This window comes from Thermoactinomyces mirandus (assembly GCF_013868055.1).
Classification (GTDB): domain Bacteria; phylum Bacillota; class Bacilli; order Thermoactinomycetales; family Thermoactinomycetaceae; genus Thermoactinomyces; species Thermoactinomyces mirandus.
Genome location: NZ_JACEOL010000071.1, coordinates 13,544 through 28,683 on the forward strand (window position 1 = coordinate 13,544; position 15,140 = coordinate 28,683).

The 15,140-nt window shown below is 42.8% G+C and carries 13 protein-coding genes; 7 read left to right on the forward strand and 6 right to left on the reverse strand.

The window, feature by feature from the left end:
* Positions 1–85 precede the first annotated feature (85 nt).
* The 4 genes from H2C83_RS16505 to H2C83_RS16520 all read left to right on the forward strand — a co-directional run bounded on the left by H2C83_RS16505 (position 86) and on the right by H2C83_RS16520 (position 6,834).
* Positions 86–817, forward strand: coding sequence for a sigma factor (locus H2C83_RS16505; RefSeq protein WP_181742279.1), 732 nt, complete (start codon positions 86–88; stop codon positions 815–817).
* Positions 810–2,228, forward strand: a complete 1,419-nt coding sequence (locus H2C83_RS16510; protein ID WP_181742280.1) for an anti-sigma factor domain-containing protein — start codon at positions 810–812, stop codon at positions 2,226–2,228. Before H2C83_RS16505 ends, H2C83_RS16510 begins: the two co-directional genes overlap by 8 nt.
* Before the next feature lie 238 nt (positions 2,229–2,466).
* Positions 2,467–4,056 (forward strand): ATP-dependent nuclease, encoded by a 1,590-nt coding sequence (locus H2C83_RS16515; protein ID WP_181742281.1) that lies wholly within the window; start codon positions 2,467–2,469, stop codon positions 4,054–4,056.
* Between the two features lie 891 nt (positions 4,057–4,947).
* On the forward strand, positions 4,948–6,834 hold the full coding sequence (locus H2C83_RS16520) for a HEAT repeat domain-containing protein (protein WP_181742282.1): 1,887 nt from the start codon (positions 4,948–4,950) through the stop codon (positions 6,832–6,834).
* Between the two features lie 379 nt (positions 6,835–7,213).
* Here the strand turns inward: H2C83_RS16520 and H2C83_RS16525 are convergent, their stop codons facing one another.
* Positions 7,214–7,516, reverse strand: a complete 303-nt coding sequence (locus tag H2C83_RS16525; protein WP_181742283.1) for a hypothetical protein — start codon at positions 7,514–7,516, stop codon at positions 7,214–7,216.
* 531 nt (positions 7,517–8,047) lie between these two features.
* On the opposite strand from H2C83_RS16525, the gene H2C83_RS16530 reads away from it, so the two are divergent.
* Positions 8,048–8,746: an MBL fold metallo-hydrolase gene (locus H2C83_RS16530; RefSeq protein ID WP_181742284.1), complete on the forward strand. Its 699-nt coding sequence runs from the start codon at positions 8,048–8,050 to the stop codon at positions 8,744–8,746.
* 97 nt (positions 8,747–8,843) lie between these two features.
* Here H2C83_RS16530 and H2C83_RS16535 read toward each other — a convergent pair whose 3' ends face one another.
* On the reverse strand, positions 8,844–9,545 hold the full coding sequence (locus tag H2C83_RS16535; RefSeq protein ID WP_181742285.1) for an HAD family hydrolase: 702 nt from the start codon (positions 9,543–9,545) through the stop codon (positions 8,844–8,846).
* Between the two features lie 169 nt (positions 9,546–9,714).
* Here H2C83_RS16535 and H2C83_RS16540 point away from each other — a divergent pair, with 169 nt between their 5' ends.
* Both H2C83_RS16540 and H2C83_RS16545 read left to right on the forward strand, forming a co-directional pair.
* The gene (locus tag H2C83_RS16540) at positions 9,715–10,431 is read left to right on the forward strand and encodes a DUF169 domain-containing protein (RefSeq protein ID WP_181742286.1); all 717 of its coding nucleotides are present in this window, start codon (positions 9,715–9,717) and stop codon (positions 10,429–10,431) included.
* Between the two features lie 239 nt (positions 10,432–10,670).
* Complete coding sequence (locus tag H2C83_RS16545; protein WP_181742287.1) at positions 10,671–12,752, forward strand: thioredoxin domain-containing protein; 2,082 nt, start codon at positions 10,671–10,673, stop codon at positions 12,750–12,752.
* Positions 12,753–12,796: 44 nt separating this feature from the next.
* Here H2C83_RS16545 and H2C83_RS16550 read toward each other — a convergent pair whose 3' ends face one another.
* From H2C83_RS16550 to H2C83_RS16565, 4 genes are all read right to left on the reverse strand, one after another.
* A complete protein-coding gene (locus H2C83_RS16550; protein ID WP_181742288.1) occupies positions 12,797–13,165 on the reverse strand; it encodes a carboxypeptidase-like regulatory domain-containing protein in 369 nt (122 codons plus the stop codon).
* Positions 13,166–13,254: 89 nt separating this feature from the next.
* The gene (locus H2C83_RS16555; RefSeq protein ID WP_312853949.1) at positions 13,255–14,211 is read right to left on the reverse strand and encodes a trypsin-like serine peptidase; all 957 of its coding nucleotides are present in this window, start codon (positions 14,209–14,211) and stop codon (positions 13,255–13,257) included.
* A 249-nt stretch (positions 14,212–14,460) separates the two neighbouring features.
* Positions 14,461–14,667 (reverse strand): YhzD family protein, encoded by a 207-nt coding sequence (locus H2C83_RS16560; RefSeq protein ID WP_246333981.1) that lies wholly within the window; start codon positions 14,665–14,667, stop codon positions 14,461–14,463.
* A 64-nt stretch (positions 14,668–14,731) separates the two neighbouring features.
* A partial coding sequence (locus H2C83_RS16565) for a mechanosensitive ion channel family protein (RefSeq protein WP_181742291.1) occupies positions 14,732–15,140 on the reverse strand: 409 nt, incomplete at its 5' end.

Genomic DNA, 15,140 nt, shown 5'->3' on the forward strand with positions numbered 1-15,140 from the left:
TTTTTTATTGAAAATCGACATGAAAATATATTTCTTCTCGAATATATATAGAGGAGGAAAATGTTCAAGAAGGGTGGGGAAAAGGGTGGATGAGGCTGAGATCACCCCGAAAATTCTGGACGTCCAAAAAAACCATTCAAACAAAACAAGAAACAATCTTCTCTATGAATTGAGAGGAAAAGCTTACGAGATTACTAAAAAACATTGTTTGAGGTATGGTCGTAACCCTACCAAAGAAGAATATGCCGTTGCTTTGGATGGATTGAATGAAGCAATCGATCACTTCAATATAGAAAAAAGTTCCAATTTTGAAGCTTTCGCCAAAAAAGTAATTACGTTCAGATTAATCGACTACTTCAGGGAAGAAAAGGAAAGCAGAAATTGCGTTTCGATTGACAACGAGAAAATCACGTTTATTTCTGATTACAGATTGGCTGCAGAATTTCAAAACCAGCAAATCTGGAATGATTTGGCTGAAAAAAGGCGGGAGGAATTGTTAAGGTTTATTGAGATGATTGGCAGACTTGGATATACATGGGTTGACATTATGGAAAACAGGCCGCAACACAGGGACAGTATAAAATCCCTTCAAAAGATTGCACTTTACATTGTGAATCTCGGCCTTGGAGAATGTTTCCTGAAGGAAAACCCGTGTTCGAGAAAATTAAAAAGAATGATCGGAAAAGAGGTGCAGCGAAGGACTTTGACAAGATACCGACCCTATTTATGTGCTTTGATCATTGTTTCGATTTATGATTTTCCATTGCTGAGAGATTATCTCGATTTTTTCAGAAAGGAGGTGAAACTGTATGAGTGAAAACAAAAAGATCCAAAAAGGCCTTGTTGTTGATGTCCTGGCAAAGGAACGGAAAGTCATTGTCCTCATGCCTGACGGGGACATACAAAAAGTAAAGCCAAATCGGCGCTATGAAATTGGGGAAGAGATCTCATTCAAACAGGAGATTGTAATCAGAAAAGTCCTGAATTGGGGCAGAGTGATCCGTTATGCGTCTGCGTTAAGCCTTGTGCTTATATTGGTATTTGCAAACAGCCTTTTTTCTATATGGAATTCGGATCATCCCAAGGATGTGTATGCGGAGATATTTATCGAGTCAAAATCCGATGCGCAGGTAAAATTGAATAAAGAACAGGAAGTTGTTGAAGCGAATCCTTTGAACAAGCCTGGGGCCAGAGTGATCGATAACCTGGATCATCCTGAAGGTGAACCGGTCGGTGATTTTATCGATGACTACTTTGAAGAAATGAAAAAGCAAGGCTACATCGGTCCAGAGGACAAAGCCATCATTTCCGTTGTTTCTGATGATCATATCAAAATAAGGGATGAGATTCTCAGGAATGTAAAAGAAGCCATAAACCAAAGCAACTTTATCAAATCAAACGAAATTGAAGTGTTAACCGTTTCCATCCCCTATCAGACTGCTGTAAAAGCAGACCAGCTGGGAGTGACACCGGGAAAATTCTCCCTTGCCATGATTGCCGATTCCGTTGGGGCAGGAAATACCGTCCCGCTCGGCATCCTGAAAGTAATGACTGTAACGGAACTGGTCGATGCCAATCCGGAGGCAACCAGAATTTTGTCGGGCACTCCAGAAGTGGAACTGGTGGAACTGACAGAACAGCTTGGAACCGATGTCCCGGTTGAAACGGAAGAGAAACAGCCTGTCACTGCAATGACTTCACCGGCAGCTGAGCAAACTGTTAAAGAAACAACCGTTCAAAATACTTCCGAACCAAAGAATGAACTGGCAATTCAAGGCAGCACGGCAAGTTCCGAAAAGCCCAAACCGGTCGAAAACAGGAAATCCACAAAAGGCGTGTCCAGTACAACCGGCAATTCCAAGCCGGAACAGACACCGCCAACCAAAGGCAATGAAATGCCTTCCGAGTCAGCAAAAGATTCAGATGAACAAAAACCGGCAGGCGAGGTAACATCCCCATCAGACAAACAACCGGCAGGTGAGGTAAAACCTCCAACTGACAAGCAACCGGCAGGTGAGGTAAAACCTCCAACTGACAAGCAACCGGCAGGCGAGGTAAAACCTCCAACTGACAAGCAACCGGCAGATTCTGACCAGGATGGAAATACCGGTTCAGAAGAGAAACCTGCTGAAGATGATGGAAAACAAAATGAAGAAGATACAAATGACAAAAATCCATCCATCCTGGATCAAGTTGTGTCATTGGTGTTAAATCTTAAAGTCTTGTAAAGCCAGGGAATGTTCCTGGCTTTTTTTATGCAATCAAAGTAAAGAATTTTACAAACGATTAAAAGCGGAAATACTGATAGGAAGAAAATCGGCCGGTGTTTGAACCAGATCCTGTGAAAATATGTTGAGATGTGATGATAATTCCCAAATTGTTTAAATTTATCTTGTACTTTTAAACCTATAATTATGTGTAAATTAAATTTATCTTGATGATTATGCCAATTGGGAGGGGAATGGGTTGTTCATTGATAAACTTGTTGTGAAGGGATTGAAATGTTTAAAGCATGTAAGATTCAGATTTGACAAGTTTAGTATCATTATCGGCAAAAATGATATTGGAAAATCAACTTCACTCAGGGCATTGGACATTTTTTTGAATGATGCAAAACCAGAGTTCGATGAGTTTACAAAAGGACAAAAGCAAATGGAAATAGCGGTAACCTTTTTGTTAACCAATGAGGAATTGGAAGATCAGGAGATTATTGCTAAACTGGGGTCCTATCTGGACAATAAAAAGTTAACGGTCCGAAAAATATTTGTTTCAGAAGAAGACAAAGTAAAAACGCCGGACATTTATGTCGAACCAGGGGAAAAACTTATCAAGCCTAAAGAGTGGAAGGATCTCAAGGAATTTTTGCCCCAGTTTATATATATTCGGTCCATCAGAGATATTGATAAGGCGTCAAGAGTGAACTCACAATCTATCTTGGGAAAGCTAATGCTTCCCCTTATTGAGAATGAGAAAACCATTTCTGATAAAAAAGAAAAGCTTGAAGCATCGATTTCTTCACAGATCGAGGATGTTTTTCAGGATGTTCAGAATATCCTCAGGGAACAATCTCCGGATGTGCGCAAATTGGAAGCAGAACTGGAGATCAGGATTGAGCGGGGAATTAATCTAAACATTTCCGTTGATGACGGATATACTACAACGCATATTGAGAAAAAAGGTTCCGGAATTCAAAGTTCCCTGATCGTCTCACTGTTTCGGGTATACGCCAGGCGTCACTTTCAAAAAAATATAGTTTTTGGCATTGAAGAACCGGATGCATTCCTTCACGTTGGGGCACAAAGGAAAATCGTCCATTCCCTGCAATTGATTACACAAGATCATGGACAGGTTATTTTGACAACCCATTCAACGGTGTTTATCGACCGAGGGAATCTTAAGGGAATAACTCTTCTTAAAAGGGATGAAAACAGAGAAGTTGTGGCAAAAAGAATTAAAAAGGATCGCGATACCAGTGCCATTCAGGAAGAACTGGAAATCAGAAACAGTGATTGGCTGTTATGGGATGCCGTCTTGATGGTTGAAGGAGATACAGAAAGAAAAGTCATCGATATTTGGGCCAGGACATGGGGGGAGAATCTGGACAGTATCGGCATCAAGATTCTGAAGATGGGTGGCAAGGACAAAGCGCTCTATTATGCCAATGCCAGCATCCTTGACGATCTTGGCATCCCCTATGCGGTAATTCTCGATTCCGATAACAAAAATCCGGAAGAATATTGCCAATATCTGGTCAAGAATACAAAGATCCAGGAAGACGCCTGCTATATCTTGAAGAAACGGGAGATAGAGAATTATTATCCGAAAGAAGCGATTCAAAAGGCTTTTCCTGAAGCAGATCTTTGTTCCATAACATTTGGGGATCATGAGGATGTGAAAACTCAGTTAAAGGAAATTCTAGGCAACAACATATCACAAGCAACTATTGGAAAAAAAGTTGCCGAAGAGATGAAGGCGGAAGAGATTCCTTCAGAAATCAGGAATGCGATCCAATATTTAAAAAGCAGGGTAGTCGCGGCAGGGGAGGAATTCTTGTAGTTGTGCAGGAAATGGAGAACCATTGGTGGGATACGCCGGGAATATTTCCCGGGCAATTGCGGCATCGCTTTTCGCTGGTTTCCTTTGGTTCTCCTGTCTAAATCGTTAAACCTCCGCGAAAGGAACAAGCGAGCAGTATGCAGCCTGACGTGTGAAAGAGCCAGCTGTCCAAGGGATTTCATCAAAACAGAAAATGCTTGCTTTCAATGTTGACAACAACTTTTTTCATGATCAGTGATCGCTTTATAGGTTAATTGGACGAGTTACGGAAGAAGGTCGAGCAGGTAGTGAGAGAGTTGAGAAATTCTTTCAATATGAAATGTAGAAGTTTTATCTTTAATGCTAATCTGGCAACAGTGGGAATAGACCGGAAACATTTATTGCCAACGATTAACTGTTGAAGATAAATATACAGTTTTTGATAGACGTTGCTGTCGGAAGTTTTGAGAACGGAGCTTTTGCAAAAAAAGAATCCCTGGAAAGGGACTTCAGAAGGGATAAAAATCGTTAACATTATTTTATCATATCTTTTTGTTATAAAGAGGCGCTAGGATATATCCAAAGAAAAAGATGAAACAAATGAGACAAGGTAAAGAGGGTTTAAAATATGCAGATTGCAACGGAGAAGGGTGTAGCTTTTGTGGATTTGCGGGAAACAGGTCACAGGGGATAAACAGATGTAACCATAAAATAGGTCGGAAATGCAAATTCCATTGGGAATCATTGTTGTGGACGGAGTATAAAAAGGCGAACAATACCCAGTCTTTATTGAGGAATAAATCGGGTGAACTTTTAAGAAAAATACTTATAAAGTGTTACACTGTTCATTAGATGGAATTTGCCTTTTATGATATTTTGGGATGGATTATATTATTTCGGGTGGTGAGTTTGTTGGCAGATCGTGAAGTATTGTCTTCAGCTTTAATGGATTTAACAAAAGGTAAGGAAAAGTCGCGGATGAAAGTGGCTAAAAAATTTTCATCTGCATCGACTAAAGCAAAACGTGAGGTGATTTTAAGAGGGTTAAAATCAAAAGATCACAAAGTCAGGCGTACTACACTAGCCCTAATTGGTGAAATGCAGGACTCACAATTTATTGATGAAGTCACAAAAGGGCTGAAGGATAGGTATACTGACGTTATTCAAATGGCAGTATGGTCAATTGGACGGCTGAAATGGAAAAAGGCCCTGCCTGATTTGATTCACCTGGTCAAAAAAGGTTATGGCTTTAAAGTAATCAAGACAGTTGTTTGGGCTTTTGGCGAGATAGGAGATAAGTCTGTTATCCCGATTTTACGGGAAATGTTGGAAGATGCGAGTGCACGTCTCAGTGAAGGGATATTGGTTTGTGGAATTAAGTTGGGACATGATGCCTTTGTAGAATTGATTCAGTCTTTGAATTGTGATCTTCCGTCAGTGCAATCAGCGCTTCGTGACGCATCTTTTGCGAGCGGTCAGATACGAGGGGCATTCATCCGGGCGGTTACAAAAACGAAGGATACCAATGTGCTGAAATCCTTGCTCAATGCTTTACCATATGTCACTCTTCATGATGCGGATTATAAACGGTTATTGGATGATAAACGGGAAGTTGTACGGATTGCTGTATATCAATCCATTTCAAATTCAGCGTTGCCCAAAGCAATTAAACAGTCATATCTGGTCAAGAAGGCACTGTCAGATGAGAGTAACAAAATCGTAATGGCGGCTTTGGAAAATCTCTTACCATATGTTGACGAGTCGGTTGTTGTGAAAAGGAATATTGAGTCAGTTGCTAATCATCATCCGTCTCCAAAAGTGCGTGATTTAGCTAATGGACTCTTGGAACAACATGAGAAATATCAACAAGTTGGGCGGCTTGTTCCAAAATGGGGTCATTTCTTATTGGAAACTTTACCTGGATTGGAACGATTCGTTGGTATGGAAACGGATATACTGGGGATTGAATTTGAAAAAGGAAAAACGGGTAATGGGTGGATGAAAATCAAGCTGGGGGAAAATGATTCAAGTTTGGAAGATTTAAAAAAGTTGCATACGGTGGCGAGAATTTGTGGTGTTGTTTCTATTACAAATGACGTAGCAGGTACAAAGATTAATCCTTTTATAGAGGAAATAATTTCTGATGTTCGGGCAGAAACGTTTTCATTCGAACAAGCGAAAATTGACAACAACACTTTTGAATTAATGACCACCATTGCGGAACGGGAAATGGTTCGACCGTCAAGGAAATTAAGGGCCACTTCCCTGGACTGGCGTGTTGCCAGAGCAATGGTATTATGTTCAAATCCCAAAACAGACGATGTATTTGTTGACCCGACATGTGGTTCCGGAACATTGTTGTTAGATAGAATGATGATTGGACCTTATGAGAAGTTGGTTGGTGGTGACCGTGATTCAGAAGCTATTGAAACTGCCAAAAGAAATCTACAGGGTGTTAATAACGTTCAATTGTATCAATGGGATGCCGCTTCGATGAAACTTGAAAATGAGTCAGTTACCGTTATTGCAGCCAATCTTCCGTTTGGACGCAGGGTTGGTAGTCATGAAGGGAATGTGGATTTATATCCATCTCTTCTCAAAGAAATCATGCGGGTATTGCGTGGGAATGGAAGAGTGGTATTGCTGACTCAGGAAGTTAAACTTTTGCTTGATACAATAAAACCTTTTAAGAGAAAAGTGGTTGTTGAGTTGGATCAGCCAGTTGAGATGGGTGGGCTGACACCTCACATCATTTGTTTAAGAAAAAAATCAGAACCACCCCTACACACTGCGAACTAGGAACTTTATGGTGAATCATCGGTCTTGTTTTCTTCTTCCTAACGATAAATGCCGTATACAGTAAAACGACGATAATCGCTCCCGTACCTGTAAACTGTTGTATAGTTAGAGGAAAAGTTCCAGTATCAGTAAAAATGAATACTGCTGCGAGTCCCCATAATATGAATGTGATGAATAGTTTAGCCAAGGTGTACTCTCCGTCTTGGAAAACACCCCTCTATGATCGCGATTGGTACAGTGATACTCCAAATGACATGTTCAACAATAAAATTCTGCGCATGGCTCGCACTAATCCCTAAGAAAGTTATAAGCGTTGGATTCATTGTCTCTTCCCAATCCACAATTCCCTCGTAGGATGTATCAAACAAAGAATGGTCAATTAATCCTGCTTGTAATCCTGCTTGTAATCCTGCTTGTAAAAGACCAAAAGCAAAGGCAAGGATAATGACTGTTGGCCCCCCCTTGGCCTGTCTGCCTTGTTACTTCCCGAATAATTACTGCCGGTCCCCCCATACAACGGTGCCATAATAATCAGACCGGTAAGAATTAATACCAGGTTACCCATGGCATTTAAATAGATAATGTATTCTGCAGATAATGGAGCCAGGAAGAATAGTGCAATGACTGGCAGAAAACCTGTCCTCCAGCTTTTATTTGATTTCGACTGCTCTGGATCATTCACTTTTAAAACTCCTTTATGATACGAAAAATATATGTGTTCCCTTGATGTTGCAAAATAATCCGGGTTCACGAAGTCTTGTTCCAAATTTTTTGCTGTTAATCCCCAATTTCCTAAAGAGATTTTCTTTTTACAGGAGTCCAAATTTCCTTTTTTGATTCCGCTGCGTTCATTCTGAAGAATTCCGGTGCCTCTGCCATTTCATTAACAGAGGTTGGAAGCCATTTTGTATATATTTTATTTCACGTAGTTTTCATCTCTTTTGGCATTTTTCCTTTTGCTTCGAACACAGCCCATTGTTGAGAAGAAATGCCTGACCAGTCGAACTAAAAGTGGGAAAGATGGATCTAATATGCACGTTTTGTTCCTATAAATTTTCAGTTTGCCAGGGAGTTGGGGCCAAATGAATGTGATTTCACCCGGTTTGGTTGATCCAGAGGCCAAGGGACACTGTATGTGCCCGTCTTTTTTGTGCTAAACTTCGGAGTGATATTTTGGAAATTATAATTGATCTTTGAGGGAGGAGGAGTAAAGTTGTTGAATTTTATTGGCTGTGGAAGTGCGTTTAACACCGGATCGGGAAATAACGCAGCATTCATTAAAAAAGATAATGTGTTGTTTCTGATCGATTGTGGAAGCAGTATTTTTGGCAGATTGAAAAACAGCAATATATTCGATAGAGTGGAATATATTTGTGTCATTCTGACCCATACGCATGCCGACCATGTTGGTTCATTAGGAGATTTGATCGCATATGGTTATTATGCAATGGGCAAAACCGGAGAACCCAATGTATATGTTATTGCCCCGTATGATTTAAGGATTGGCCAATTATTAAAGTTAATGGGAGTGAACGAGAATACTTATAAATTAAGCCAATTCAACGAGACAACAGAATTTCATATGAATCATTTTCATATCGATTTGGAGGCTGTTCCGGTAAAACATGTAAAACAACTTAATTGCTATGGCTATATCATTTATTATGAAAACAAAACCATTTATTATAGCGGCGACTGTTATGAGATCCCACAAAGAATACTCGAAAAACTGCACAATGGAACCATTGATTTGTTTTATCAGGATACGTGCAAAGCAGATTATGAAGGCAATGTGCATTTATCGTTAAAAAAGCTGGATCAATTGATTGACCGGAAAGTAAGGGGAAAAGTTTACTGCATGCACCTGGACAGCGGATTTAATGCAGTTACTTCTTTTATTTCAGGTACCTGATTCACACGCTTGCGTTATCTTGTCCCGGGGGAAAGGGGAAAAGACAATAATTGAGTTGTTTGATTTCGATAAAGCCAGGGAGAATTTCCTGGCTTTGTTATTCTTTATGGATATTTCGCATCCATTTGAATGCTTTTTCTGCGCTAAAACTTTTTATCCCGTCCTTGAGTAACAAATCAGACATCAAAAAACTTTGTGCCAAAGGTTTTTCTGTAAAATATGGGATCGCAATACAATACATAGAGGCATTTTTGGCTGCTTCAACCCCATAATTGGAATCTTCCAGTACCAGACAATTCTCTGGAGGAATCCCGAGCAATTTCGCTGCTTCAAGAAATACGTCGGGTGCCGGTTTGCCTTTTCTTACAGATTCGGAAGAGAGAGTTACATCAAAAAAATCTTTTAATCCGGTGATAAAAAGAATCTCATCAATTATTTCCGATGATGAACCGGAAGCCAGTGCCATTCGATAGTTATTTGCCTTTAGCAGTTCCAAAAACTTGCGCATTTCCGGAAAAATCACCGTATTGTTCTTAGCAATGTCCAAATAATACTTGTTCATTTTCTTTGTCAATGTTTCAACAGATTCCTCAATTGAATAGTTCTTTTTATAATCTGTGAGTGTATCTTTTGTGCTTTTTCCAACATACTTCTTTTTCATTTCAAAATCAAAATTGTTTATACCATATTCTGCAAACAGCTTTTTTTCTGCTTCGAAATAGTTTGGTTCACTGTCAACCAAGGTTCCATCCAAATCAAAGATTACAGCCTTAATTGCTTGTTTTTTTACATTTGTCATAAGATCTGCCCTCCCGCAAGGTTATTATCTTATATGATACAATCATTTTCAGACTGAAATCACTTCGCTCTGCTGAAAATCTCTTCCTGGAACCTGGTGATCAAAGCTTCATTTGTTCCAGCAGCTATGGAAAACGTTAATTAGTAAATAATTTCAAGGAAGTGTTAACATGAATAGCATGATTGGAGAGGCAATAAAACTTAAAAATCATCCAGTTGCAGTATTTCGGACTGATGTTAAGCCTGAGAACGCATTACAGTTCAAGAAAGGGAAATGGGGATGTGTCGTCTCTATGCTGAATGCAGCGTCCAAAGGTCGTGTCGCTGTATTTGATGCGGATACAACTTCCTGTCCAGGCGGTAAAGTTGGTCTGGGTTTCAAACGGTTTGAGTCAGGTTTTATTGAATATTTCCTGTCAACCGGTGGTGTGGTAGAGAAGGAGGGAGAATTTTATAAAAAGAATCCTGAGCTGGCTAGAAAATTTGTTACGGAATTACCCGAATTTCATACAGAAAACTATATCGTTTTTAAGCCCCTGGCCCAATTGACCGAGGAAGAAGTACCGGAGATCATTATTTTCCTGGTTAATGCTGACCAACTTTCCGCTCTGGTTTTTTTGGCCAATTACGATAAGCCAACCCAGGATAATGTCAAAGTTGATTTTGCTTCCGGCTGTTGCCAGGCAATACTCTATACCATGGAACAAACGAAATCGCAGAATCCCAAATGCGTTATCGGGCTTACTGACCCATCGGCCCGTAAATTTATCGATAAAGATATACTTTCATTCAGTATCCCGTATCAACGTTTTTTAGAGTTGGAGGAACAAGTTGCAGAAAGCTTTTTGACCAAGAAAACCTGGTTACAGATTGCCGAAAGGATTTAGGAAAGGACACTCCAACAGTTTTTTATTGTAGTTGACATAAGTCTGATTTCATTTTACCAGAGGACGTTCCCGTCGATCGTTCTGTTTATGTCTCTAACACCTTTGGGGTTAGTTTAAACAAGGTTTAATAAAAAGGATTAAAGGCAGTTTCTGTATGTCGCCGTCTTTTTTGTGCCAAACTACAGAAGAATATTTTGGAAATCACGTCATCCATATCACCTGTTTCAGGAGGAATGATCATGTATGATGAACCAGCTAAACATAGAAAGCCAAACCGCTTAAGCCATGAAAAATCACCATATCTTCTCCAGCATGCTCACAATCCTGTCGATTGGTATCCGTGGGGAGAAGAGGCGCTGGAAAAGGCAAAACAGGAAGATAAACCTATTTTTTTAAGCATTGGTTACAGTACTTGCCACTGGTGCCACGTGATGGCAAGGGAATCGTTTGAGGACGAAGAGGTAGCGAAGGTTTTAAACGAAGGGTTTATATCCATCAAGGTGGATCGGGAAGAGCGGCCTGATGTGGATCAGGTATATATGACGGTTTGCCAGGCGATGACGGGGCAGGGGGGCTGGCCGCTGACGATCATTATGACGCCGGAGCAAAAGCCTTTTTTTGCCGGCACCTATTTGCCGAAGCAGGCGATGTACGGGCGGATGGGTTTAATGGACCTTCTCGGGAAGATCTCGAAGTTATGGAAAGAGGAACGAAATCGGGCTTACGATGTGGGGGACCAGATTGTAGAAGCGGTTAAAGATTATCTGAATTCTATGGAAGCCGGGGAAGTGCAGGTGGAGATCGCCGATCATGCCTATGAACAGTTTGCCAGCCAGTTTGACGAGGTTTATGGTGGTTTTGGCAGTGCCCCCAAGTTTCCCCGCCCCCACGACCTGCTGTTTCTGCTTCGTTACTACCGGCGGACGGGAGAGCCGGAAGCCTTGCAGATGGTGACAACCACGCTTGACGCGATGCGCCGCGGCGGAATCTTTGACCATTTGGGATATGGATTTGCCCGCTATTCGGTTGACCGGGAGTGGCTGGTTCCCCATTTTGAAAAAATGCTCTACGACAATGCCTTGCTGGCAATTGCTTACCTGGAAACGTTTCAGGTAACAAAGGAGAAACGTTATGCGGATGTGGCCAGGGAAATCTTCCAATACGTCCTCAGGGACATGAAGTCACCGGAAGGTGCCTTTTTTTCGGCGGAGGATGCCGATTCGGAAGGAGTGGAAGGCAAGTTTTATGTCTGGACTCCCCGGGAAATTGCGAATGTGCTGGGAGAGAATGATGGCGGGATTTTCTGCCAGGCTTACGGAGTGACGGAAGAAGGAAATTTTGAGCATCAGACGAGTATCCTGAACCAGATTGGCGTCCGGCTTGATGAAGTGGCAGAAACATACGGGTTGACGCTGGAAGAACTGCAGCAGAAATTGTCCGGGTGGCGCCGGCAATTGTTTGCAGCCAGAGAAAAGCGTGTGCATCCGGGAAAGGATGACAAAATTCTCACTTCCTGGAATGGATTGATGATCGCGGCCCTGGCACGGGGAGCAAGAGTGATGGGGGAGATGGAGTATGCCGATGCGGCGTCAAGGGCGGCCCGGTTCATTTCGGACAAGCTGGTCCGGGAAGACGGGCGTCTCCTTGCCCGATACCGTGACGGGGAAGCTGCCTATCCCGGCTATCTGGACGATTATGCGTTTTTGGCCTGGGGCTTGATGGAGTTGTATGAAGCAACGTTCCAGCCGGATGATCTGGAGCGTGCTGTCTCTTTAACCCGTGAAATGTTGGACTTGTTTAGGGACAAGGACCATGGCGGGCTTTATTTTTACGGGAAAGATGCGGAATCCCTGTTTGCCCGTCCGAAAGAGATCTATGACGGAGCGATGCCGTCCGGTAATTCGGTCGCTGCGTTGAACCTGATCCGGTTGGCCCGGCTGACTTCCGATCAGACCCTGATCAAAGAAGCTAACCGGCAGATCCGGGCGTTTGCCAGGACTGTTGAAGCTTCGCCCATTTCCTATTCCTTCTATCTGATGGCCCTGCTGTTTGCTCAGGGGCCGGGCAAGGAAATCGTTATTTCCGGACCTCTTAACGATGAGAAAACGAAGGAGATGATCAGGCTGGTGCAGACCGCTTACTTGCCGGAAGCGGTGATTGCCTTTCATAACCAGGAAGATGCTGCGACGGTGAAGTTTTTTGTTCCCCAGACAGAGGAAAAACCCGGGCAATCCGGTGAGCCGAGGGTATATATCTGTGAAAACTATGCCTGCCAGGCACCGATTTCCGACGTGGATATTCTGAAAAAAAAGCTGCGATAATTTAAACGAGCTCCGGGCATGACGGTCGTGGAGCTCGTTTGTGTTTATTCTCTGTAAAGAATGATCCTGAGGTGAACAGTTTTTTTGGATTCTGTCGCGGTGACCGGAACCCGCTTTAACAGAAATCCCTGTTTTTGAATGATGAAATTGTAGGTGCCGACAGGAACGTACCAGGTGAAATGACCCTGTTCGTCTGTAAATTTGGCAATTTCCGGGATTGGGCCGCCTGTTTCCCCTGCCGGTTCCGGGAAAACCAACGCCTGGGCAATCGGGGCGCCAGTTGTGTCGGTAACGTTTCCGGTTACTTTTGTTTTATCTGTCAGGTCGGGGCTGGAAGACCCTTCGCAACCGACCAGCAAAGAAAAGCACAGGCTGAAAAACAGCAGCGCAAAACCTGTTTTCAACTTCAACAACGGAGATATCCTCCTTCAAGAGAGGAAAGCTGCTCTCTCAAAAACTACGGGTATATTTATGACGGTTGTGGCAGGTAAAAAGTTCCATTTCACTGGTTTTTCCATATGTTCAGATTATGAAATACCTCTTTGGTGATACGGGTTCCACGGTTGCTGTTTTTTCCCCCGTAAACTCCGTTGGCATGGATGGCAAGGCTGCAAACGCCGCAGTTTTGATAACTGTCCTGGTAAACGGGTGCCCCGCTCTGTCCGGCGTAGGTATCGTTATTGTAGATAAGCTTATAGGTAGTGGTTTCCCGGATTTGATCCCGGTGTTCCCATTGTGTACCGTAATCTTTGTCACCGGGGTAGCCGCTGATGTTTTCGTTGACTCCGTTAAGGGAACCGGATTGCCAGCGATAGCCAAACCATCCTGTTTGGTTTCCCACGCTTTTATCCAGTTTGATGGCTCCGTAATCATGGTTGTGATTGCCTTGGACGGTCCAACCTGTTACGGAATAAAACCGTTTGGCATTGGCCGACCCGAAAGGTGCCTCATCGCCGTTTCGCCCGGGATAGACTTTTGCCCATGACGCCCATTTTTTGCTGTCCGGATCATAGACACAATGGCCGGCAGTAGCGACTGTGTCGGATCCGATCATCCAGCCGGTGCAATTGCCGATATTGCTTTCGATATGTACGATGGCCCGATAGGGATAAACAGAAGGGTCTTTTACGCGGGTCCTGCTGTCGGAACCGATAATCGACTCGGTAGAAGGTTTGTCAGCTGTTGCGGACGGGGATTTCCTGCCGTCCGTAACAAACCTTTCCCACTGACGCACATTGTTGCCTTTGGCACCTTTGCTGTATGCACCATTATCTGTCTGAACAATGTCATCCGATCCAGGCGCATGCGGGTCGATTTGACTTCCGTCACTGGCTACGGGTGTATGTGGGTTGTCTGAGGAAGTGGGAACAGGCCCGGCAAGGACGGAGGTAACTGGCAGAAACGTGACAAGTCCCGCCAAAATGAAGGCGAATGAGCGAAAGAAAAGGGAGTTTTTCACTTTCATCCTCCTTAGGTGGTGCAGGTAATTGTTACGGGAATATTATAAATAAACCAAAGAATCGTGACAATCGGGAAAGAAGCAAGGAAAATGAAACTTGGAAGACGATTGGAGATGTTTTCCCTCTCATTTCCGGATAAAAGGATATTTCATGAAAGATATAATCGATTTGATAAAATTTATGATTTGAGTGTTTGCTTGACTGACCTGTCCCCGGTTTTAAGGGAAAAGCCTGAAAGGTGTGAGCTTTCAGGCTTTATTTGCACCCTTCTTCATGTGGAAAGGATGCGGTTTAAAAGAGATGAGGCGACCAGTCACGTGAAAAATGCGATGTGGCTTGTCTTGATGACCGTTTTCCGAGATCCAGGCGTAACCGAGTGTTTTGGCTTCATCATCATTTGTTGCGTTGATTGGACCATCATACAACAAATCACCATCGACGTTATATACCGTCATATGGTACACGAGTTAAATCACCTCGAAAAATGGGGATATACCTTCATTATAACACTTCATAAAGTTATGTCGATTCTGTTAAAAGATAGCCGGATTGGTCGACAATTTTTATCAGTTCTTTCCGTAGAATCCGTTCCACTTTAAACTGTTGTCCGTTTTCGGTGTGAACCTGAATCCGAACGGTTGAGGTTTGTGGTGTGACATCAATGACACCAAGTACTTGCGGCGCTTCGATCACCTCTGGCAAATTCCCTGTAATGCGCCGGCATTCATTTTCCAGACAGGATATGGCTTTATCCAGATCCGCACCGGATGCCAGTGGCAGATCGACTTTTGCCAGCCTGGGGCCGCGGGAATGGTTGGTCAGGGATTTGACTTCCCGGTTGAGAATAAAATGCAAATCTCCTCCCTGATCCCGTATTTTAAGTACCCGCAGTCCTACATGTTCCACAGTTCCGGAGAAGCCGTTTACG